This window comes from Streptomyces sp. NPDC001941, from assembly GCF_040296945.1.
Lineage (GTDB): Bacteria > Actinomycetota > Actinomycetes > Streptomycetales > Streptomycetaceae > Streptomyces.
Window position 1 is genome coordinate 1 of sequence record NZ_JBEOYE010000123.1, and the last position, 22,087, is coordinate 22,087.

At 68.4% G+C, this 22,087-nt stretch carries 21 protein-coding genes; 7 read left to right on the top strand and 14 right to left on the bottom strand.

What is annotated here, in order from left to right; translation table 11 throughout:
* Positions 1–205: 205 nt before the first annotated feature.
* Together ABT160_RS41950 and ABT160_RS41955 are read right to left on the bottom strand one after the other, a co-directional pair.
* Positions 206–613, bottom strand: coding sequence for a hypothetical protein (locus ABT160_RS41950; RefSeq protein WP_351654279.1), 408 nt, complete (start codon positions 611–613; stop codon positions 206–208).
* Between the two features lie 119 nt (positions 614–732).
* Positions 733–1,674, bottom strand: a complete 942-nt coding sequence (locus ABT160_RS41955; RefSeq protein WP_351654281.1) for an ATP-binding protein — start codon at positions 1,672–1,674, stop codon at positions 733–735.
* Between the two features lie 230 nt (positions 1,675–1,904).
* Here ABT160_RS41955 and ABT160_RS41960 point away from each other — a divergent pair, with 230 nt between their 5' ends.
* Positions 1,905–2,468: a hypothetical protein gene (locus ABT160_RS41960; protein WP_351654283.1), complete on the top strand. Its 564-nt coding sequence runs from the start codon at positions 1,905–1,907 to the stop codon at positions 2,466–2,468.
* 304 nt (positions 2,469–2,772) lie between these two features.
* The gene (locus tag ABT160_RS41965; protein WP_351654285.1) at positions 2,773–3,204 is read left to right on the top strand and encodes a hypothetical protein; all 432 of its coding nucleotides are present in this window, start codon (positions 2,773–2,775) and stop codon (positions 3,202–3,204) included.
* A gap of 38 nt (positions 3,205–3,242) precedes the next feature.
* On the opposite strand, the gene ABT160_RS41970 is transcribed toward ABT160_RS41965, so the two are convergent.
* Positions 3,243–3,482: a hypothetical protein gene (locus ABT160_RS41970; protein ID WP_351654286.1), complete on the bottom strand. Its 240-nt coding sequence runs from the start codon at positions 3,480–3,482 to the stop codon at positions 3,243–3,245.
* Between the two features lie 482 nt (positions 3,483–3,964).
* Positions 3,965–4,837 (bottom strand): SCO4651 family lipoprotein, encoded by an 873-nt coding sequence (locus tag ABT160_RS41975; protein WP_351654288.1) that lies wholly within the window; start codon positions 4,835–4,837, stop codon positions 3,965–3,967.
* A 394-nt stretch (positions 4,838–5,231) separates the two neighbouring features.
* Between ABT160_RS41975 and ABT160_RS41980 the strand changes: the two genes are divergently transcribed.
* Together ABT160_RS41980 and ABT160_RS41985 are read left to right on the top strand one after the other, a co-directional pair.
* Positions 5,232–5,684, top strand: a complete 453-nt coding sequence (locus tag ABT160_RS41980; RefSeq protein WP_351654290.1) for a helix-turn-helix domain-containing protein — start codon at positions 5,232–5,234, stop codon at positions 5,682–5,684.
* A gap of 88 nt (positions 5,685–5,772) precedes the next feature.
* A complete protein-coding gene (locus ABT160_RS41985; protein ID WP_351654291.1) occupies positions 5,773–7,080 on the top strand; it encodes a NucA/NucB deoxyribonuclease domain-containing protein in 1,308 nt (435 codons plus the stop codon).
* A 13-nt stretch (positions 7,081–7,093) separates the two neighbouring features.
* On the opposite strand, the gene ABT160_RS41990 is transcribed toward ABT160_RS41985, so the two are convergent.
* Both ABT160_RS41990 and ABT160_RS41995 read right to left on the bottom strand, forming a co-directional pair.
* The gene (locus ABT160_RS41990) at positions 7,094–7,558 is read right to left on the bottom strand and encodes a hypothetical protein (protein WP_351654293.1); all 465 of its coding nucleotides are present in this window, start codon (positions 7,556–7,558) and stop codon (positions 7,094–7,096) included.
* Between the two features lie 4 nt (positions 7,559–7,562).
* Positions 7,563–8,246 (bottom strand): hypothetical protein, encoded by a 684-nt coding sequence (locus ABT160_RS41995; RefSeq protein WP_351654295.1) that lies wholly within the window; start codon positions 8,244–8,246, stop codon positions 7,563–7,565.
* 598 nt (positions 8,247–8,844) lie between these two features.
* Here ABT160_RS41995 and lexA point away from each other — a divergent pair.
* Positions 8,845–9,537, top strand: coding sequence for a transcriptional repressor LexA (gene lexA / locus ABT160_RS42000; protein WP_351654297.1), 693 nt, complete (start codon positions 8,845–8,847; stop codon positions 9,535–9,537).
* Positions 9,538–9,643: 106 nt separating this feature from the next.
* Positions 9,644–11,005: an SMI1/KNR4 family protein gene (locus tag ABT160_RS42005; RefSeq protein ID WP_351654299.1), complete on the top strand. Its 1,362-nt coding sequence runs from the start codon at positions 9,644–9,646 to the stop codon at positions 11,003–11,005.
* A 432-nt stretch (positions 11,006–11,437) separates the two neighbouring features.
* On the opposite strand, the gene ABT160_RS42010 is transcribed toward ABT160_RS42005, so the two are convergent.
* The 3 genes from ABT160_RS42010 to ABT160_RS42020 form a co-directional block, all read right to left on the bottom strand.
* Entirely contained in the window at positions 11,438–12,382 is a 945-nt protein-coding gene (locus tag ABT160_RS42010; RefSeq protein WP_351654301.1) for a hypothetical protein, read from the bottom strand.
* Between the two features lie 361 nt (positions 12,383–12,743).
* Positions 12,744–13,109 carry a hypothetical protein gene (locus tag ABT160_RS42015; RefSeq protein WP_351654302.1) on the bottom strand — a complete coding sequence of 122 codons (366 nt, stop codon included), beginning with the start codon at positions 13,107–13,109 and terminating at the stop codon, positions 12,744–12,746.
* Positions 13,106–13,360, bottom strand: a complete 255-nt coding sequence (locus ABT160_RS42020) for a hypothetical protein (RefSeq protein ID WP_351654304.1) — start codon at positions 13,358–13,360, stop codon at positions 13,106–13,108. The genes ABT160_RS42015 and ABT160_RS42020 overlap by 4 nt, the downstream gene beginning before the upstream one ends.
* Before the next feature lie 349 nt (positions 13,361–13,709).
* On the opposite strand from ABT160_RS42020, the gene ABT160_RS42025 reads away from it, so the two are divergent.
* A complete protein-coding gene (locus ABT160_RS42025; RefSeq protein WP_351654306.1) occupies positions 13,710–14,807 on the top strand; it encodes an MmyB family transcriptional regulator in 1,098 nt (365 codons plus the stop codon).
* A 158-nt stretch (positions 14,808–14,965) separates the two neighbouring features.
* Here the strand turns inward: ABT160_RS42025 and ABT160_RS42030 are convergent, their stop codons facing one another.
* The 5 genes from ABT160_RS42030 to ABT160_RS42050 all read right to left on the bottom strand — a co-directional run bounded on the left by ABT160_RS42030 (position 14,966) and on the right by ABT160_RS42050 (position 21,964).
* Positions 14,966–15,916, bottom strand: coding sequence for a helix-turn-helix domain-containing protein (locus tag ABT160_RS42030; RefSeq protein ID WP_351654308.1), 951 nt, complete (start codon positions 15,914–15,916; stop codon positions 14,966–14,968).
* 156 nt (positions 15,917–16,072) lie between these two features.
* Positions 16,073–16,660 (bottom strand): hypothetical protein, encoded by a 588-nt coding sequence (locus ABT160_RS42035; RefSeq protein ID WP_351654310.1) that lies wholly within the window; start codon positions 16,658–16,660, stop codon positions 16,073–16,075.
* A gap of 434 nt (positions 16,661–17,094) precedes the next feature.
* On the bottom strand, positions 17,095–18,957 hold the full coding sequence (locus tag ABT160_RS42040) for a type IV secretory system conjugative DNA transfer family protein (protein ID WP_351654311.1): 1,863 nt from the start codon (positions 18,955–18,957) through the stop codon (positions 17,095–17,097).
* A 148-nt stretch (positions 18,958–19,105) separates the two neighbouring features.
* Positions 19,106–20,464, bottom strand: a complete 1,359-nt coding sequence (locus ABT160_RS42045) for a putative type IV secretion/conjugal transfer ATPase (RefSeq protein ID WP_351654313.1) — start codon at positions 20,462–20,464, stop codon at positions 19,106–19,108.
* Between the two features lie 9 nt (positions 20,465–20,473).
* Positions 20,474–21,964 (bottom strand): SCO6880 family protein, encoded by a 1,491-nt coding sequence (locus ABT160_RS42050; RefSeq protein ID WP_351654314.1) that lies wholly within the window; start codon positions 21,962–21,964, stop codon positions 20,474–20,476.
* Positions 21,965–22,087: the final 123 nt, after the last annotated feature.

Sequence of the window (22,087 nt, forward strand, 5' to 3'; positions counted from 1 at the left end):
AACAACTCCAGCGCTGGACCCACCGCCGCGACCGTCTCCCCGACACCTACCAAGCCATCGCCGCCCTCGTCTCCGACCGCAACATCACCGACTGAGCAAGCCCCTGAACAGGGCAGACACGTCCCACCCGCTATCACGCACCAACTCGTAAGTCCTCGGATGAGGCAGCCGAACCCCGAACCCTGACGTCGTTAGGTCAATCGGGTCATTGGTGGACGGCGACGCGCAGTGCGGGCGGCAGGTCGGACATCCGGCCGAAGACCAGCACCAGGTCCTGAACGTCGGTGTCGTTGTTGAGCGTGGCCAGGATGCCCGCCGACAGCAGGATCCTGACCAGGGCCGGCTGCATGTGCAGGCCGGTGATCCCGCCCCGGCGCACCGCAGGACCGTAGTGGTCTCCGGCGGCCTTCGCCGTGAGAGCGGCCTCGTACACGGACTCGTCACTGCCCCAGCTCACCATCACCGCGGCGACGTAGAGATCCTCCTCAGGCGAGACCTCCACCCCCGCACCCGGCGGGCACTCGTGTGACCGCACACCGCAGCGGTGGGCGGGCAGCCCGGCCATCCGCAACGCGTGCACCACCTCATCCGCCAGCACATCCCGCTGGGCCAAGACTTCCGCACCGGCAACCCGCGGCGCCCCGAACTCACTCACCACACACCCCCTGGCTGACAGCGTACGCACCCCGCCCGGGATCCGGGTCTGGCCGGGGTCCCGAGCCCGCATGAGGTTTATAGGGTGTCGTGCTCCAGGAACGCGGCCTGCACGCGCAGCAGATGCGTGTCGGGGTGCGTGTCCTCATAGCGCTGTAGAACCTGCTCGAAGGCGCCCGCCGCGTAGAGGCGGCGCGCGTCCGGATCCTCATCGAGGCCGCTTTCCATCGCCAGCCGCGCCCCGGCCTTGAGAGCGCTGCCCTCGTCAGGGTGGGCCCACACATTGAGGCGGCCGCCGCCGCTGTACCCGCGGTGCGCCAGCGTCCAGATGGCCGGTGCCCACTCCACACTCTGTTTCCCGTCCGGATGGTGGGTGACCGAGGCGATCTCCGGACGCACGAACATCCCCTCCAGCCCCGCCCCCTGCCCCAAGGCCTCCGGTCCGGCGCCCTGCCCGGGGCCGCCGACCCCCTGCGCGGGCACCGTAGGGGCCGCGCTCAGGCCGCTCTCGCGGGTGCTGAGGTGGTGATGGACGTACACACTGCTGCGCAGGGACGCCAGCAGCGGCCGGCGCAGCACCTTCACCAGCGGCTGCCCCCCGGTCAGCACCAGCACCGCCGCCCCGCCCGCCTCCACGACCGTGCGCCAGCGCGCATACAGCCACAACAAGCCCTCGCTGCGCAGCCGGTCGGCTTCCTCGACGAGGAGGATCGTCTGGCTGCGGCGGGCCAGGAGGCGGTCCAGGTGGTGTTCGGCGTCAGCGAGCAGCCGCGGGCGCCGGCTCTGGTCGGGGACCAAGGCCTGCCACAGGGCATCGGCCACCGCCGTGCGCCCGCCCTGGGCGGGCGGTGCGAGCCGGACCACGGCCGCCTGCTGATGAAGCTCCTCCAGCATCCACTGCACCAGCGCCGCCGCCTGACGACGGTGATGACTGGGCGCCGCGTCGAGGCCGCTGACACACAACACTGCAGAGGCTTCCAGGACAGCCTCGAGGCGCCCGCGCAGCTGCCGCAGTTCCACCGGCACTCGCCTGTCCGACCCGCCCATGTCCCGCCCCTCTGACATCGACCAGCACACCCATCCCTCAGTAAAGCGCCGCTGAGGAGCACGAATGCGTGACTTACCGCAACGTCCCCCGAACGAGATCCCGGCCTGGGCCTTTGTGTTTGCCGCTGATGGGCGGGAGCCAGGTTGTCCCCAGGCGGCCGCAACGGCTGCCATGGGCCGTGGAGTCGAGAGGCGGCGGGAACATGGAACAGGTGGGAGCGGAAGTCGTACGGGTGTTGCCTGGCGACCCGGGCTGGCTGCACCGCGTGGCCTACCTGGACGAGAAGGTGCTGGGCCTGGCCGCGGGCGCCGCGTACGTCCGCGGGGACGACGTCTACGGCCTGCCCGCGCTCACCTTCGACACCGCCGCCGGCCTCATCGGACGCCTCACCGCCGACCTGACCACCGCCACCCCCACCACCTTGGGCACCGGCACGGGCATGTTCCTGGCGGCCCTGCCCGCCTGGGAACTCGACACCCTGTGGCAGACCCACGCACTCCTGCGCCGGGCCGCCGACCGCGAGCCGGACACCGAAGAACTCGCCGAGCTCCTGGATCTGCTGGGCCAGAGCCTGTTCGACACACCCCACACCATCGAGGACTTCACCGCCGACCTCGAACACCTCCTGGCCATCCTCACCCTGGACACCCCGGCCGTACGCATGGTGGCCACCGCACTGACCCTGGGCCACGCAATCGACGCCCGCGTACGGCATGCCAGCGGACAGATCCAGGACTGCTGGAAGGGCACCGGCCTGCACGGGTGACCTCACCAATCGGCCGGGCAGCACATGCCGAGCACCGGTGAGACGCTGGCCAGCAGCGGACAGCACCGCATCCTTTGAGTCGCCCTTTGGGGGAGGGCTTGCAGCGCAGGACGAATCAAAGGGGCGGGCGCCGTTTCAGCCGTGTCCGCCCCGCCCGCGCGGTACCCGGGCTGCCCTCACCTCACCACCACGCCGACGATGACGACACGGTCGAGACTTCCCCGGGCACAAGCGGACGAGAGCTCAGGCCGTGCGAGTAGCCCTACTCAGGCGGGCCGCGGATCGCGGCCACGAGCATGAGGACGTGGAATTCTTAGCCGATCTCGGACTGACCGTGCTGCTGCTCGTACTCGAAGCGATGGTCCTGGCAGCCCTCCTGCTCGCCGAAGCCATCAAAGGCTGGGCCGCGAGGAAAGGCACCCCGGCTCCGGAGCCGACCGGCCGCCACGCACTCGCACTCGGCCTGGCCGCCGCAGGCTGCGCAGCGATCGCCTACGGCCTGTCCTGGACCCGCCTGACCATGGCCTGCATCGCCCAAGCCGTCACCGCATCACTCTTCGCGCTGGCACTGCTCGTGGTCGTGGGCACCGCGTGGCGCAGGCGAATGAGGCGGGAGCTGCGACGGCGCCGCCTGCGCCGGGAACGGCTGCGCTGGCACGCCGCCCAGCGTGAGGTGAGCACACCGTCACCAGCAACCCGGCACCACCGGCGACACCGGAGGAGACCCTCGCGGTAGGGACGTGCCGGGCAATCCCTGGTAACGCGGTGCCGAGGTCAGGTAACGGCGGTCACCACGGTGACAATGACACCGATCGTGCACAGGCCCGCCATGACCTGAGCGATCCGCCGGTAGAGGTGGACGATGGCGTCGTCGACAGGGATGAGGCCGAAGGTCATCTTCGAGACCGCCAGGTTGAACAACTGGGCCGCACCGCGCACGTTGAACGCCACCAGCGTCGAGAAGAGCAGCGTCACCGCGAGCAGCGAGGCGCCTTCGAGATCGATACCGTTCACAGCCCGGGCGTCCCCTCAGCAGGCTTCTGCCGGCGTCTGCCCCACGAGCCGAGCTTGCCCGCGGCCTGCCATTGTGCCCACGCAGACGCATACCTGAAGGCGGTACCGGCCACAGCCAGCACCATCAGCGCGCGGATGAACCGTTCGTCGCTCACCACGGCGAAGAACGCCTGCGGAACCAGGGCTATCAGGTACCCGTGAGGGTGGTTCCACGGGCTGAACTGATGACGCGGCCGCACCATCAGCAGGCCGGCCAGTTCGGGTCGGTGACACTCCAGTTCGGGTCACGCAGATTCCAGTTCGGGTCGCACAGGTCCCAGTTCGGATCCCCCGCCACACCCCACGTCGTGTCACACATACGCGTCTCCCCTGTTTGTCCCAGGCCCGTTCGGCCGTGATCACTGCCGATCCTATGAGCACCGGCCACGGTCCACCAGGGACTTTTCACCCTACAGGGCGCTACCGGGGCTCAGAGGACCTGATCAGTCAGCGTGCTCAGCGCTGTTGGAGAGCATGGAGCGCAGGTCCGCCGTCTGGGAGGCGGGGGGCGCGAGGACCGGCCTGACGCGGCCGAACTCCTCGAAGGTGAAGTCCATGCGCATCTTGCCCACCTTCTGTCCGAGCCGGACCGGCATGCCCTGTGCGTCCAGCCAGATGTCACAGGTGATGGAGGTGATGTTCCCGCCGGTCTGCGAGGCCGGCAGACTCCTGAACAGCTCACCCGAGCTCTTGCCCTTCAACTGGTCCAGCCGCGTCGTGGCCTGGTAGTGACGCGCGCTACGGCCTGCGACCGTTTCCTGCCCCAGGTCCCGGGCCTCCTTGGCGTAGCGGATGCTGCGCAGGGCCTGCGTGGGATCCATCCCTCCGGTGCTGGCCGCCTTCATCTGCGCGGCGGCCTTCTTGCCCATGATGGCCGCCGCGTCCAGCTTCAGCCAGCGCTTGCCCTTGAAGGGGCCATCGTCAGCGGGGTCGACCTCGTAGTAGTAGGTGCCGTCGACGAACCGCCAGGTGATCGTGCCGTCCGCGACCAAGTCCTGCATGTCCATCTCCGCGGCGGGCGACTCCATCTCGAACCCGGAGTGCTCACCCCAGCTCCAGATCCCGCGGGCGTTCATGCCCTTCGACCCGTCCGCCGTCACCATCGACGCTGTCACCTTCGCAGACTGGGCCTTCTGCGTCCGCTCATCCGCTGCCATCAACAAGGCGAGGACCGACTTGGAGGTGTCGACCGTCTTGTCCGCCGCCTTCGGTGCCGACTCCACCGCCTGGCGAGCGCCGTCGGCCGTGCACGCCGACATCCCCACCAGCAACGCCATCGTCGCAGCCGCCACCGTCACGCGTATGCGCGTGTTCATGTCCCACCCCAGGATCGATCCACGACCGCGCGCACGATGCAGCGGCAGTCAGGAAACGCACCCTAGCCGCCGGCCCTGCCCGCGTCTTCCCGATATCCCCGCCCGGCACGGCCGAGCAGTGTCCCTGCAGGCCCGGGCCAGCCGACAGCGCCGCGGACGCTCCGGCGACGAGCCGCATATCCGGACCCCGCGGGGATGCCCGTCCGGGGCCCGCAGGACGGGAGGTGGCCGCTTGCCTTCGGCGTGTCCAGCGGGACACACCCCGCATGCCTCCCGTCTGACGGCCTTCCGCTCCACCATCCGCGGGAACAAGGTCTACGGTGTGCCATCCAGCCAGCTCTCGCGGACAGTTGCCGGAGCCTGGATGTCCGCATAGAACCCAGGGGAGTGAGCAGTGGGCCAGCGGCCCCGAGATCTCGACGACACCCTCTCTCCACGCCACTGGTTCGGCGTGGAGGTCCGCAACTGGCGCACCCTGCGCGCACTGACCACGGCGGAACTGGGCCGCATCCTGCACGTCAGCGCAAGCCTCATCGAACGCGTCGAGAAAGCCGAACGCTCCTGCAGCCTGGCCCTCGCCACCCAGCTCGACGCCCGCCTACACACCGGGGGAGCACTCCTGCGGCTCTGGCACCGCACCTGCGCACCCCACCTCCATGCGGACACCCCCGCCCTACGTCACCCCGATACCCAGCGCAACCCCACCGCCGCGCTCCGCGCTACACCCGCGGCGAGCAGCCTCGCGAGCTGGACCGTCCGCGTCGGCACGACCACACTCACCATCAGCGTCAACGCGACCATCGACCCGCACCACGGCACCCCGAACAGCGCCACACTGCCGGCCTAGCAGCGCCCCCCGAGGCCCCAGCCGGCCGGTCCGCATGGCGCGCGGCCCGTCTGGCCCCTGTCGCCGGCCAGCCCTACGGTGCACGCTCATGACCAGAGCTCCGGCGGCGTATGCCGCCCTCGTCTCCCTGACGCTGCTCCTGGGCCTGGGCGGGCCCGCCCACGCCAGCGAGGATGCCAACCAGCCCGTGCGCGCGGTCTTCGGCCCCGCCGTCACGCCCGAAACCCCGCTGCTGCCCGTCGGCTCCCGCCTGCCCGACACCCTCAACCACGGCACTGCCCCGCTCGCCCCGCCCGCGCCGTCGGCAGTGGATGCCGACCAGCCCGAGCACAGTCCTGCCGCCAAGGCCCCCGCCGCGCCCCAGGCCAAGGCCGGGCCGGCGATCCAGTCCGAGCCCTACGTCACCCTCTCCACCTGCCGCACCCTGTACGGAGACGCCCGCACCGTCTCCACCCTCGACCGCTACAACTGGTGCGCGATCCGCCCCTCGGTTATCTACTCCGTCAACCCGGCGGGCCAGATCACCGGCCAGACCACGTTCCGCCTGGCCACCGCAGGCCGCGGCGACAAGGGCTCGCGCTCGATGTACTTCACCACCGGCGCCGACCACTTCGTCAACACCGGCATGGTCCTGGACCCGAACCTGATCACCTTCGAGATCACCTACACCACCTCCGGCTACAGCGGCACCGACGGCTCCAACCCCGCCTGTGCCTCCACCGGCAACTCACCCAGCACCTTCGCCCAGTGGCGCAGCCTGGCCACCGCCGTCTTCTCCGTCTCCTCCGCGAAGGAGGACGGCTACTCTGGCGACAAGGTCTCACGCTGCGGCATCGCCCAGTTCGGACGCTCCGACGTCAACGCCGGCTGGCTGAAGCTGGAGCGGACCAACGGCCGGGCCGATTCCGCGCTCTACCTCGGCTCCAAGGGAGCCACCGTCTTCCTGGACATCATGCCGGTCTTCTACGGCTACTCGCGCTCCAACCCCGACCACGGGGCCGTGGCCATCCACATCTGGGACGCCATGAACGACGCGGCCAACACCTACCCGCCCAAGGCTGACAAGCAGGTCCCCGGCTCCATCGACTCCGGCAAGCCCCTGCACCGCCTCATGTCCGTCAACTGGGACCCCGACGCCAGCACCCGCATCCAGCAGAACGCCAGCGTGCGCATCGCGGCGTGCAAGGCCATGAACCCCTCCCCGCCGCCGGACCAGCAGTGCGACGAGTACCCCTTCGCCTCCAGCTGGGAAGGCGCAGGCCTGGGCAACGGCAACTACTCGGTCCGCTACCTCGACGGCACGCAGAACTACAACGCCGGCAATCTCCTCAACAGCTGGTACCAGGCAGAACGCATCCTGCACCGTGAGTCGTACTACCTCGAGATCCAGCGCTAGACACCGTCCTGGCTCATCCCACGGTGCCCGCGGGCCACACCTGGACGTGATACGCCTCCACCGGCTCAAGCGAACCGGCCCGCAGCCCTGGCAGGTCCTCGGGCGCGAACCGGTTCGTGCGGCCCACCCGGATGCGGTACCCACCCGGAGCCCCCAGGGGAATCGGCTCGCCCATCGGCGTCCGCCAGAAATCGGTGACCGCAAGGATCCCTGTGGGGAACTCGATCACTCTCTCCCCGAGCAGTTCGCCGTCCACCCCAGCGCCGGGCTCTCCGTCCCACACCTCAACGAGCACCTGGGCATCGTGCTGTGCGACCTGACTACGGACCACAACGACGGTCCGCCCGGTCGCCAGCACGGTGTCTGCGCCGATGCCCGGTAGGTCTTCAGGCTCGCTGTCGAGACAGAACGCGCCGAGCGAGAACGCGGCGTACTCAACGCGCGTCTCCCGCTCCGTCCGCAAGATGCGCTTACTCATCTGACTACCCTGGCACGCTTGCAGATCCCGCACGCTCCAGGATCCTCCGGAATCGCCCTGTGCGGTGGACGGATGAACAGCTGTGCAGACAATCCAGCATGTCCTCGGGGCAGCTCATGGCGACGTTATCCCACGGCCGGTTGTGTCCGATCGCTGCCACCCAGAGTGACGGGAGACGATCATCCCGTCGCTCCGGTGCGCGGCCCGGAGACTGAACATCCAGCATTGCCCCAGTGAGTGCCTCGCGTATACGAGGCCCTCCATGCGCCGGGCCCTCTGAGAACCTCCTGGAAAGCACTCGCCTGATCACTCGGGCAAGCGCCTGGCCGAGGAGGTCCCGGGCACGGCCGGTCAACGACTGGTGCAGGGCTTGGGTGCGGGAGCGGATCAGGCCCTCGCGGTAGGCGACGGGGAGGCGGTCGTAGACCCCGGCCGCCATATCGGCGGCAGCGGAGGGGGCGCCGTCGTTGCGCAGACAGGTGGCGGTGTCCACCGAGATCAGAGCCCGGGTCATCACCGAGGGCGAGGTCGTCAGGTACAGGGCTTCGTCTTGTGCTGTACAGGCGGCCTGGGTGTCCCCGAGGAGGGTGTACGCCTGGGAGAGATGCACGAAGTGCTTCTGCGGCGGATACCCGAACCAGGTGTCGTCGGCCTCCGGCCCGTCGAGGCGCTTGGCGAGGGCCTGCATGGCCGTGACGGCTGCTCGGGCTCCGCGATGGTCACCGATGGCGGCCAGGGAACGGGCGGTGACGGCCGCCGCGAGGGCCCCGGCGCCGGTGGGGGACCGCCCGGCTGCCCGGCGAGCCCGGGCGATCCGGGAAGTTGCCTCCGACTCTAGGACAACCCGAAGATCGTGTGGCGCAGACGCACCAACCGGCCCGCGGGTGGTCATGGCAACGGCGCTGTGCGCAGCGCGTGCAGCGCTGAACCCGTTCCCGCACCGGGACGAGGAAGGCATCCCGCCCCCGGCCGTGCCGTGTTGGAGCGGGAGACCCCTGCAGGCCTGACGACGTTGGCACCGACGCGCATGCGGTGAATGCGCGCTGACAGACCGTTGATGATCGCGCCTGGAGCCCGACGCCCGAGGGGCGACGACCGTGGTCACCGTCAGCCCACGAGGCGGTCGCCGCGGGACGGTGGGGAGCACGAGGCCGAGATGGCAGCCGATCCAGGACTGACGGATCCGCGCACGGCGCGGCGCGGAATGGGGCCGCAAGGGAAATGCCCAACAGTAGCCCGGGACATCAAGATAGGCTCATATAAGGGCGGTTGAAGGGGGAGACGGTATGGCACCGGCACGAAAAGCGAGCAGAGCCGGACGGCCGCCCGGAGTCTCCACCGGAGCGGACGGACTGACCGCTACACAACGCTACGTTCTGGCTAGCATAGAAGAGTCCGTCCGGACCCGCGGCTACCCGCCTTCATTGCGAGAAATTGGCGCCTACGCAGGACTGGAAAGCACCTCATCGGTCACCCACCAGCTCCGCAATCTCGAGCGCATGGGCCTCATACATCGTGACCCGCACCGCGCCCGCTCCTACACGGTCAGCGCGCTCCAGCCGGCCCAGAAGGCCGCAAGCGGCAATCGGCCCGCTGGCGAGGTGGACGCTGTAGAGATTCCCCTGCTCGGACGTATTGCGGCAGGACCACCCCTCCTCGCGGAAGAATCCGCCGAAGACACGCTCATCCTGCCCCGGCAGATCGTCGGCACCGGCGAACTCTTCGCGCTCACCGTCTCCGGCGATTCCATGACCGGAGCACACATCCGCAACGGTGACATTGTCGTCATCCGTGCCCAGGCCCAGGCCGAACATGGCGAAATCGTCGCCGCGCTCCTCGACGGAGCAGCGACGGTCAAGAGAATCCGCCGGCAAGACGCACAGACCTGGCTCGTAGCCGAGAACCCGAACTACCCGCCTATCGATGCCACCCACGCCGCCATCCTCGGAAAAGTCGTCTGCGTGCTGCGCACGCTGTAACCGCTGAGCGAAGACGTTGCTGTTGGCCCGGCTGGGTGTCCTTGTCGGCCCCGGACGCTGGGGGACTGCGCGGTCGGTTGTCGGCCGCTCCGCGTACGGTCGGCGCATGGATGATCAACAGAGCCCTTCTCTCCCGATTCACGCTTTCGCGACTTGGGAGTCTGTGTTGCGTTTCCTGCGAGCGAGCCACAGGGATCGCCTTGCCGTCCCGGGCGCCCGCGTGACGGGTTTTGTCGGGCGGGGCGGCTGGAGCGTGCCCATCGGGCATGGCCGGGACGAGCGTGACGCCGTCGAGCGGGTGCGCGGCGCTCTGCTGAACGACGGCATTGAAGTCGTTTCGTTCGCTGTAGAGATCGAGCCTGCGGGGAGAGCTGTGCTCCACATACTTGAGCACGGCCCGGCGGTGGAGCACAGTGCCGGCCCGCATCCCGGAGCGCTCGTCCTGGCCGAGGGCGCGCTTCCCGCTCCTTGGCATCGCCTCCCCGATCAGGCGCCCGGGGCTGCGCCGGCGGCGTCTGTGGACCCCGCGCTGCTGGAGCGGAGGCTGCGCGAACGGCTGCCCGACGCCGTGGGTGCCACGGAAGCCGAGATCGTCTCCGCGGAGACACGCCTGGGTATGGCCCTGCCTGACGAACTCAAGGTGCTCTACCGGGTGACACGGGCGAAGTGGGAGGACTGGCGTGGCGACTACGAGGCGGTTCGGCGCCATTCCGAGGCGGTTCGCTGCGAGCTCTTCGACTTGGAGAGCCTGTACGTTGCCGAGGCGGCGACCCGCGAGTGTCTCTGGCAGTTCGGGGCGCGGGAAACGGTCGACATCCGGCCCGGCGCTGTTGTGCAGGGGGTGGTCGGCTCGGCGGGGTGGATTGTCTTCGGTGACAACGGAGGCGGCGACCGGCTGGCCGTCGATCTGACGCCGGGTCCCCGCGGACATGCTGGGCAGGTCATCCTCCTCTCTCACGAGCAGAGCGTCGGTGCCGCACTCGTCGCCGACTCCCTCACCGACCTGGTGCTGGGCAGGCCGGGTGCGGAATCCGGACTCGGGGAGGATCAGCGGCCTCCGGCCGTGGCTTACGTCAACACCTCCGGCCTGCGAAACCTGGAGACTGCCATCCACTCCGGCCTGGAAGTGCTGTCCATCCGTTCGGGGGACGGTCCGCCTTTCAGCCTTGCGTCGCTCATGGGCCTGCCGCGGCTGCGGACGCTGATCGCCTGCCCTGGCACGATCGCCGACCCGCGGGAGATCGCCGGACTCACTGGGCTGGAGTACCTGGAGCTCGGGGCACAGGACTGGCGCGTCCTCCTCGATGCCAAGGCCGTCCCTCGCGGCCTGTCGGCGGCCTTCATCAAGGTAGACGACGACGAGGACCCGCTGCCCGTCGTAGACCTCGCCAATGAGCTTCTCACCCTCTGGGACCGGCCCGCGATCATCCGGACCGTCGTCTCAGGCGACCTCGGCCCAGCGGCCTAGGACCGCAGGGTCACCGGGGCGGCGCCGTCCCGGCAGGCAGTGCTGAGCGCCGTAGCTGGCCGTGCGGGCCAGCCACGGCGCTCCTTACCTTGATGGCGGGTTGATTCCGGTCCTTCAGTCACAGTGGCTGCAGCGCTCTCCACTGTTTGGCCCGGCGGAGGGGGGCACCAGCCCGCCTCCTTGAGGAGGCGGGCCGTCAGCGAGCGCGGAAGCGCAGAGCGCGGAGCGCGACGTCGTATGCCATCGCGCCGAGCGCGAGAACAACCAGCGGCCACACAACCGGGGAACCCGGAGGGACAGCACCCTGGACCAAGAGCGCACCGAGGCTGCCAGTGCCGAGCAGCGCGCAACAGGCCGGGAGGTCCGGCGGGTTGATTTGCAGCACCATCTCCTGGCGTACGGCCGGGTGCGACGGGCCCGGCGCGGGTGAGCTCATCGGGCGTCCCCCGTTTCCACCCCGGCGCTCAGGGGATCGCCGATGAGGCGGGCGGCAAGCCGCTTGACCTTCCGGCGGACCCGGTTAGCGACAGCATCCACGTGCGCCTGTGGAACACCGGCGGCCATGGCCGCCTCGGGCCAGCTGGTGATCCCTCTGTGACTGCGGTACATCGCCACTGCTCGCTCGTCTGGGGAAAGGGCCTGCAGGATCTCGACCAGGCGCAGGTCCTCGAAGCCTTCGAAGCTGGGATCGATGGCCGGCTGTGCAGTGAGCACGTCGTGAAGGGTCATGCCGTTGCCGCAGGGGGCGTCGAGCATTCGTACATATTCCCGGTTGGCCTTGCGGTCCCAGATTGGCTTGAGCTGCTGATTGATGATGCGGGCCTCCGCAAGGAAAGTCCCCAGGGCATCGGGGGAGAGCCTGCCTTGTTCGTAAAGCGGGTCAGCCCAGTTGCCGAGCAGCGCGGTAGAGATCGGCTCACTCCACCCGCTCCACTTTCGCAGCGCATCCGAGGTGTAGGCGCGGATCGCGGCGTGGTCTCCGGCGAGGGCAGCCTCGCGGGCATTCAGGGCCTGGACCACCTCAGGCACCGGGATTCCCAGCGCCTGAAGGCCTGACTCGATCGTGCGGTTGGCCGGGTGGTCGGGCTTGAGAACCGCCAGGCCGGTGGTGGTGGTGATCATCGTGGGTGGGGTACCACGATCGAACGGCTCGGGCAGGTCGAACGTGCCGTCGACATCAAGGGCGACGGTTCCATCCGCGCGAAGCGTGACAAGCTCGCCACTGCTCCCGGTCCAGTCGATCGGGAACAGGGCGAAGACTGCATCTGTAGCACCTTGGTGCCAGTTGAACTCGGTGATCCGTTCCGCTACGTGGGTGTCGATGGATTCGTTGTCCTCGACCATGTAGTAGCTGGGCGTCTGGTCGTCGGTGGCCATGGAGATTGGCTCCTCGCGTCGCTGGGAAGTCCTTCTCCTCTTGGGGCTCAGAACAGCCCGATCCGACACCATCCCCACACATTCCTGTGTGATCTGCATCACGCGGCATGGCCTGTCTCGAGCCGCTGCAGTGAGCTGGCGACACCGCGAGACGCCCTGGAGATCGTCTGGGGCCAACAGGGCGCCGTCTCACCGAAGATGTGCGGCACTGCAGGCTCCTGCACCCACTGCTGGAAAGCCTGCTCATCGCCGGATCGGCGGGCCGTCTCCGTTCTCGTCGATGCGCGCTCATACAGCCCGCTGCTTGCGGATCCGGCCACTCCGCGACCTCGAACTGCGAGCAGAGCAGGCACCAGGTGGGTCAACTCGTCCAGGTCTTGATCTGGTTAGCGACCTCCTGCACAGGGAGCCCCTCTCGGGCAGCACGAGCCAAGGGCACGACTGACTGCACGCCGGGACCTACCGGCAGACCGCATGCTGCCAGGTAAGCGGCGGTCACCGTGGCTGCGAAGAGCAGGTTCCTCACCGCCAGGCTCGGGTTCCTGGCCAGCTCACACAGAAGCGCCGCAGCCTTCTCATGAGGCTCGGGGTACACCTCGTGGTCGAGGATCTCCGCCCGATGACGGGCCTCCGCTGCGACCGGAACTCCATAATCGATCACTTGCGGATCCCCCGGAATCTGCTGGGCGACTCCCAGGATCCAGGCGAGATCGATGCGGAGGTTCACGCGGCATCCCGCGGCGCCGGAGCCTGAGGGAGGCCGGGGTAGCGATCTTCGCCGACCTCGTCTTCGAACGCGTCTGTGTATGCGGCGAGGAACGCCGCGGCGCCGGCCTCAAAGGCAGCGCGGGATTCGTGCACATCCGACTTGATCAGGTCTGCCACGTATCCCTGCAGGCTCAGGCCCCGGCGCTTGGCGCGGGCCTCGGCGGCTGCCCTGAGTTCCGGGTCCAGGCGGATGTTGGTCTGCTGTCCCATGCGAGCACTGTAGCTACATGGAGATACCGGTAGCTAGCACGCCGGCGTTTTCCCTTGTGCGTGAGGCCAGGTTTGAGCCCGAGACGTTTCCAAGGGAACAGGCTTGCTCGCGAGCGTGGAGCACCCCTCGGCCCGGCCGCCGTCGAGATGTCCCAGTCCTTGCCGACGTGAGGCTGGGACGCTCAGCCTGGCCAACGCACCGACCGCAAGCCCCCGGAGTAGGCGGGGAGCATCAGTTCCAACGGGTCCAGAAGCATCTTCCACTCAGACCACATTGGGCAGTAGAAAGGTTGTACGCACTGGGGGAGCCCGAAGCAGGTGGGCACGTAATCGACGTCTGGAGTCGAGAATGGCGATGGCTGGCCTAGCAAGGGTCGTTGCCGTCTATCGAGCCCGAGCTGACCTCGAACCTTCACACGTCGCCGAGCAAGCTGGCATCTCCACCGCCCAGTACCTCGCTCTGGAGGAGGGTACTGGCTGGCCGGGCGAAGAGGCGGTCGCAGCGATAGTCGAAGCTCTGCGCATTCCTCATGCCCAGCGCCCCCGGTTGACGGGGGCAGGCGCACCGATCGACCCCTACCTGCGGCAGGTGCTGCACCAGTACTGTGTTCCGGCTCTCCTCGTCGACAGCAGCTGGCGAACGGCCGAGGCCAACGCATATGCCCACGTCCTATTCCCGGAATTGGATCGACCGGGATGGAACCTGATGGGCTGGATGCTGTTCAGCTCAGACGCCAGGAAGAGACTCGCAAACTGGGAAGCGGTCGCCCAGAGCTTCACCGACGCGCTCGGCCAGGGGCTGGCGACCGAACCACACAATCCAGAACTGTGCGCCCTTGGCAATGAAGCCACCGGAGCCGGTTTCATCTTGGGGCCGAATGCCCACGATCAGCCCGACGGCCAGACGCTCAACTGGCGTACCAGCCAGAACGCGCATTCAGCGACCACCTGTCTGGTCACAGTTCCCCCGGGCCGCCCTGATCTGCGGCAGATTGTCTTCGTCCCACGCAGTGATGAGCTCGCCACCCGTGTCGGCAACGATCCTCACCCGTCCTCCTTGCTCTCCGGGCTCATCCTCTGCGGTCACTGCGGGCTCCTGCTGGCGGACGGAGCTGGTCCGACGACCGTCCTGTGCCCCACCGGATGCCTCCCCGAGCTCCCGACCGGCCCCATCGAGCGTTCTATCGTCCACGAGGCCCTCAAGCGAGCATTCTCCGCGCAGAACTGCCGCGAACTCGGCAACGCACAGGACTACCTCCTGGCCTGCGGAGGCGAACTCAAGCTGAATGTCCCTGTCTCTTCCCGCCACGCGCTGGACCAGTGGCAGCGCTCGATGACAGCCGCTCAGCGCCGGGGCATCCTCACCTCTACCCTCAGAACCGCCAAAGTCCTGCGCGGAGTCCGCGCCGACGGTTACGCGCTCCAATGCGACTGGATCGACATCTGAGATCCGCAACCTCCACGCCCGGCCGCGGGCGGGTACCACCGGCGCGTCGACTCAGCGGTGAGAAGGGCGTGCGCGCACCGGAGCGGGCTGTGCGATTTCGCCACACGTCACGGCACCCAGCCAGCCTCGCCCGGCCCCCGGCTGGCCCGCTCCATAGCTCAGGGGCAAGAGGGGATCGCGCGGCTCACTAGGACAAACGTCAGGCGCAGCAGGCCCACCGCCCGAAGGGATCGGGAAGTCTCGTCTACGACTCGGCATCCCAGGAGTCCTCTGCGTGGATCTGGGTGCCGAAGCTCACGCACTGTCCTCTCATGGTGAACGAGGTCGCTGCCGGCACCAAGAACCCAGTTGGGCATGTCCGTCAGGTATGCGTCGCGGAGCGCGGCATGGCGGAAGACGTCGCGGCGGATTGCCTGAAGGCCTCTGTCCTCACTGTGTTGTTCGAGGCTGGATGCGAGTTGTGCCAGCATGGCGAGTTGCCAGTAGAGGTGGTCGGCGAGCACAGTCGGGGCATCTGGATGGAACAGGCCGAAGCGCAGCAGGTTGGCCGTGGGCATGGCGGTGGGGTGGGCCCGCACTGCGCTGAACAGTTCACGGTAGGCGGAGTTGGCCATCTGGATGTCCCACCGCTTGTCGACCACAACGGACGGCAGCACCAGGGAATCGAGCATGACCGCGTAGTCATCGAGAAGGTCTGCGGCGTCTGTTCCCGGCGCTACCACGCCGAGGGTGCGGCCCGTATCCAGTGCGGGCGGGCGACCCAGTGCGAGAAGGAACAGTCTGGTGACCTGGTACTCGCTCAGCTGAAGGGCGCCGGCCAGAGCGAACAGCTTCTCGTCCTTCCACGCCTTTACCCGGCCCCGCTCCCAGTCCCGGTACGCGCGGCTGCTGATGTTCAAGCGCGCCGCGATCGCCTCTTGAGGCAGCCCGAGATGATCACGACGCGCCCTGATGAACTCATGCAGCCGCTCGGCCTGTGTCTGAGGGACCGAGTCCGTGGCGAGCTCGGGCGTGTCCTCATGTGGCCGTGGTGGTCCGAGGAACGGAGCCTGCGTCGCGGTCGGATGATCGCTTTGACCTGATGCCTGGTGGTCCGTGTGTCGCGTCACCTGGCCTTCTCTCTTCCCGTCCCGAGAGACAGGGCCCTGTCGCATGTCATCAGCGCCGTGCATCGCAGCCGGCCTGTGCAGTTGCCACACCGTCAGGCAACGAGCATCACCTGACAGGAGTGCGCACCGCCAGTGCGTATGGCCACCCTCAGTGCGCTATCCCGACCTGGGCTGTGCTGGCCCAGCCGGATTGATGCCCGGCGGCCCCGTGTCGATGATCTTCTTGCGGTATGCGGGGTTGGTACCCATGACAGTGCGTGTCTTGGGTTGGTGGTAGCCATTCGTGCATTCCCCCAGCCACGACCGCCCGATGCGCTCGATACCGCGAGCCCAGGCGTCATGCCACAAGTAGGGTCCGGCCGCGGCGTCCTGTTCGCTTCCGAAGGCCGACTCCCAGCCGGTCCACAATGCGGTCAACTCCGCCACGACTGCTCCGTGCTCCCACCAACACGCATGGGGCAGCTGCTCGGTAGTCAGCTCGAAGGCATCCGCCATGCGGATCACCCACGCCGTGAACTCGGTCCACAGAGCTTCACGATCCTCGCCCTTTACCTCATGCCACACGACGGGCGCGCCAGGTGCGCGCACACCCTCGCCGGTGCTGTCGCCCCCCGAGGCTCCCTGCCGCGAGGTGTCACGAACCGATCGTGCGTCCTCGAGCCGGGCCAGGCGTGCTGCGAAGGCCGTGAGCTCGCCGTTGATGGACTCCAGCGCGTCGAAGAGAGGGCCGAGCGGATCAGGCACGTTCCCTCGCCTTCCGTGCGCGCTGCGAGCGAACGGCCCGCGCTGGAGGGGCGGGCGATGACACGTGCGCCGCTCGATGAGACATCCGCACTGCACGAGGCCAACCGGGGCACGCCTGCGAGCCCAGGCGTTGGATGTGTAGGCCACGCCAGCTCGTGCTGAGCCTGTGCCGCTCGGCGGATCGGCCTGCCAGCTGGTGGTCCGATGCCGTACGTGCGCCGCTTGCCAGGGAATCTTCCTCGAGCCCTTCCCCGGGAGGGCGCTGCCGGCAGCGCGAGCCACAGAGTCCCGCTGGGACAGGCAGGAGCTGGGGGCGTGGAGCTTGCAGGGCACCAAGGAGAGACGATGAGGGGAGGACTCGCCCCGTGGCGTAGGCGCGACGCCCGCGGGTGCCCAGGCCCCCTCCGGGGGCCGGTAGGAGGAAGGGGGACCGGTCACTCCTCGGTGGCATGAGCATTCACCTTCATCAGTGCTTCCTTCGTGGCTTCGCTGATCTCCTTGGCGCGCGGCCCCTCGTGGATCCGCTCGAACTTGACGCGTGTGACGGGGGTTCGCCGGTGGACGACCAGGCCCTCTCGCTCCTTGATCTGCCTGATGTCGCCGGGTTCGAGGACGGCTCGGCGGCGGGTAGAGATGCTGACGGACGCACGGTCTCCGTCGTCATTGATCGATTCGGTGTCCTCTTCGAACTCGCCGGCAAGCTGCGAGTACGTTTTGAGCTCCTGCTCATCGGAGACCCCACCCAAGATGATCTTGATGGTCGCGGCCGCGGCCATCTTCCTCACGCCTTGTTCGCCCCATCTCTCGTGAGCCTGGGCGAGGTTCTGCAGGACGGCCACCATGAAGATGTTCTGTGAACCGCTGACCGACATCAGGCTCGGTATCTGCGGAAGGGGGGCCACGTTGGCCAGCTCGTCGCCCAACAGGCCAAACGGAGGATCGAGGCGTCCGTTCGGCATCCGCGCGGCGATGACCTTCGCCGTGTCCAGGATGGCGCGCGAGAACGCCGCCAGCGCGGGCGCCAGCGAACTGCCCTCGTCCTCCTCTCCGATGAGGAACACCGTCCCGCCCTCGGTGAGCCACTTCGTGATCGAGAAGTTCTTCTCGTCGCGGGCGGACTTCCCGAAGATCGCGGCGACCTTGTGGTCGTACAGCGCGAGGATCGACTGCTCGGCGGTACGCCAGCTGGCCGACCGTTCCTCGGGCGCCGCGGCATGCTGGGCGGCCAGGGCGCGGGCGAGGTTCTCCTGGCCATGGGAGGCCAGGATGTCGACCGGCTGCCGTTCGGTGGGTGAGGTGGCCCAACGCAGGATGTCCATGCCGCTCAGCCCATCGAGAGCCGCAGCGTGCAGCCAGCACGTCATGAGCATCTGCGCGTTCATCACGAAGTAGCCGCCGTTCTTGGTGCCTTCGTCAGACTTCGCGGTGCCGGTGAGTGTCTCGGCACGCTTGCGGGCCACAGTGAAGTCCTCGCAGCCATCCGTGATGGCCCACTGCAGTTGCAGCGGCCAATTGGACAGGCCCGTCGGGTCGAGCACCATGACGGGCCCGTACCGTTCACGGCTCTTGGCGGTCGCGTAGAGAACGTCGGTCTTGGATGAGGTGGCGAGCACACTGCCGGGGAAGTCGAGGATCCACGGCATGATCAGCTGTGAGGTCTTTCCTTCTCGGGGAGGCGCGACGATGAGGACCGTCTCCTCGTAGGGGATGTACAAGCGCACCCCGCTGGGGACGGCTGTGCCGCAGAAGACCGCCACCTCACTCACAGGTACGTCGCTGACAAGCCGCGGCACCCTGGTTCGCCGTGGCAGAAGCTTGGACGGTGCCGCCGTCTCAGAGGCCGTGGAGGAGTGGGCCAGACTCGGGCGCAGGGCTCCCAGACGGGAGAGCGCCTTGGCCTCACCCATGGCCTCCTGCAGCTGCGCCGACGTGGCCAGGCCGTCGGTGCCCTCCTCGCGTGACATGCGCCAGCGCCTCCATCCGGCGCGGGCTCCCCAGCTGGTAGCAGCCGCCGCGGCGAGAAACGGCGGGTAGAAGGCGAACGGGCCACCCACGCCCGTACCGGCGGGAAAGGCGTCCTGCGGATGCAGGGGGTGCTCCACCAGTGCGGGAACCGCTGATGCGGTCTCGCCCCACGACACCAGGGCCGGTGACGCGTGCGCGAGCAGTCCCGAGAGCACCGCGGCTATCCAGGCCCACAGAGTGCAAGCAACCGCACCAACACACAGGGCGATCCACCAGGCGTCCTTGTACACGTGCAGCCGATTGCCCGAGTGCGGGGTGACGACCTTCGCCACTATCGAACACCCCCGGCGGCTATCGATGCAGGGGCCACCTGGCGGGCCCGGCAACGCAGCCCAGTCGCGCTGCGGCACGTGCCGGGGAATGCGATCCGTGACGCCGTATGGGGAGCCGGCGAGGCGAGGACGAGGGTGCAGTCGGCCATCAGGCAGCGCTCTTTCGCATGGAGATGATCGGTGCCGCAGCGGGGTGGCCCTCGGCGATCGCCTCGGTCATCTTGCGGTTGGTATTGGTCAGCTCCGACTCGGCGGCACTGCGGATGTGCTCCACCAGATGCATGCGATTGCCGACCTGCCACACGGCCCGGCCCGGAGCGCAACGGCTGGCCCCGTCGACCAGCGCCTCGCGCGCCCAGTCGGGCAGCTGCAGGTAGTCCGCAGTGATGTCGGCCTCGGCCTTGTCCATGTGGTAGATGACCCGGGTGGCGGTCAGTTTCAAGATCGCAGCGGCCTCGGGGGCCTCGTCGACCATCAGGTCGCCGAGGTGGTGCAGAATCGCCCAGAAGGACAGGCCCAGCCGCCGTCCGTAGCGGACGAGTTCCTCAAAGAGCCTCGCCACCGGGCGGTGCGACAGGATGTGCCAGGCCTCTTCGACGATCAGGGTGCGCTTGATGCTGTCCCCGGGCTTGATCCACGCATAGCGCAACCACGGGCCGATCACGCTCATGAGCAAGGGCATGGCCTCGCCCTCACGCGGCAGCCGCGTGAGGTCGAAGAGGATCAGCCGCGCGTCCAGGTCGATCCCCGGCGTCGTGGGACCATTGAACAGCCCGGCCAGGTCACGCGTGGGACTGCACAGGTGATCCATCGCGAGACTGGCAGGCTGCCCCCACATGACCATGTCCTCGACGCCGACCTGACGCTGGCCGAGCATGGCGGGCTCAGGATTGGTCAGCGCGTCATGGATGTCCGAGAGGACCGCAGCCCGGCCTTCAGCCGCGGCCCGCTGCCGGGCGGCCGCGTGGGCGACTGACAGAGAGAACTCGCTCTCGCTGCTCAGCGGGCCGCCGACAATCTCCACCATCGAGCAGAGGATCTTGAACTGGTACGGGGAAGGGATGCGCGAGTCGAGCGGATTGAGGCGTACCCCCTCGCCGTCCTCGCCGCCGTACACCAAGCGGATCGGCGTGACGCCCAGGGAGCTGGCGATGCTGTCCCACTCGCCCACCCCGTCCTCGCCCTGCGCATCGAGGACGCAGAACGAGCGGTCGCGAAAACGCAACTGGCGCAGGACGTAGCACTTCTCGAGCGAGGACTTGCCAAAGCCCGACTTCCCCAGGACCAGCGCGTGGCCGCTGGGCAGCCGCTCACGGGCAGAGGGGTCGTAGAGGACGAACGGGTCGTAGATGTAGGCCTTGCCGGAGTAGATCTCCCGGCCGATGATCACGCCCCTCGGATCGGAGGACGGGGCACCGACCGCCGGATAGAGACCCGAGGCGGTGGCCGTGGTGGTGCGAAGGGTGCGCCGTCGGGTCTGGGCCTGACGCCGTATGAGCTCGAGCATGGCGGTGCCTCAGTCCTTCAGCAGTCCGCTGACCATGGGCAGCGTGTTGGCGAACGCGCGGTACTGCTCGCAGTCACACCACTCCAGCGCCAGCTGGCTCTTGACCGCGGCCGCCCGTACGGTGTTGCGGTGCTGGACGAGCAGCTCCGGGTCGGGCGCGGTGACCGTGACCCACCCGGTCAGCCGGACGCCGGCCGCGCCGTTGGCGAGGTCGTGCATGGTGGAGGCCGATGCGCCGAGCTCGCGCTCCTCGCGCGGGTCGATGATCTTCCCCGGATGGCTGTCGGCCTGCCCGGCCTCGTTGGTGACGTCCGCCATGGCGTCCTCAAGCGCTCTGTCGGCGGGCAGCAGCCGCATCGTCACTCCGACCGTCAAGATCACGTCTGAGACGTAGAGCAGCAGCGGGGCCATGAAGTTGACCCCGACCGGCAGGACCGGGAACTGCTTGATCCAGGCGGTGGCGGTGTACCAGGGGTCGGCGCCCTCCCAGCTGCGGGCAGCCATACGGGTGGGCTCACGCCCGTCCATCTCAGCGGGCCAGCAGCTGGCCCGGTCCATCCCCCGGGTGTCGTTGATCCAGTGATCGGGGGCGTAGCAGTGGTGGATCAGAGAGGCGAGCGCGGGCTCGTCGAGGTTGCGCACCCAACGCAACTGCGCGCCTCCCAGTGCCCGGATGAACTGCTCGACTTCCTTGCCGAGCACCTCGCCGTAGCCGTCGTGCAGGGTCCTGTAGGTGAGGGCCTCGGCCGATAGTTCCTGCGTGTAGGGGATGCCCAGCACCAAGAACAACCGGCGGTCCTCGGCGTAGATGGAGACCATGTCGACCAACTGCTCGTAGGAGTCGTTGAGCCAGGACGGGGCGGCCGGGTCCCGCCGTGCGGCGGCATCGTGGGCGTGCGCATTGGGATCGGTGGGGAGCAACCGGGCCAGCCACTGCACGTACTCGATGCGGCCGCCCGACTCCGCGGTCTCCTTGAGCAGGTACTCGTAGGCGGCGATCAGCGCCTCCTTGTCCGCACCGTCGAGGCCGCCGAAGTTCTTGGCGCCCTCCACCTCGATGCAGGTCACGAACAGGGACTCGGCGGGTTGGAGGAGAACGGCGATGTCGCCGTACGCCGTCTTCGCAGTGATCCATTCCAGGGACTCGGGCACCCCCACCGGCTGGGCCACGGGCACCGCAGTGCCATCTCGCCGACGCCCGGCCAGCGGGGCGGCGGACCGGTACAGGAGGCTGCCGTCGCGCAGGAGCCTTCGGTGCGTGCGGCGGATCTCGTACCAGCGCAGGAACGTGCGGCCCTTGTAGGGGACGATCGTGACGTAGAAACACGTCCCGGCCGCGCCGAGGCACCCGGTGATCTTCAGGGGTATCCCCGGCAGGCCGGCCAGGAGGCCGACGGCGAGGACGACGCCGCCGAGCAGGACCAGCTGTTCGTCCATGTCGAAGCGGCGTCCCAGCAGGCCGCGCGGCCGCGGCCGGGGGAAACTGAAGACGCGGTTCATCGCGGCTCCTTGTCTGAAGAGGTGAGAGGGGAAAGCAAGCTGCCGCTAGCTCGCGGGAGGCGGGGACGGAGGTGCGGGAGGCGGGGGAGCCTGGGTGACGGGCCGGGGCGGCGCTCCCCCGCC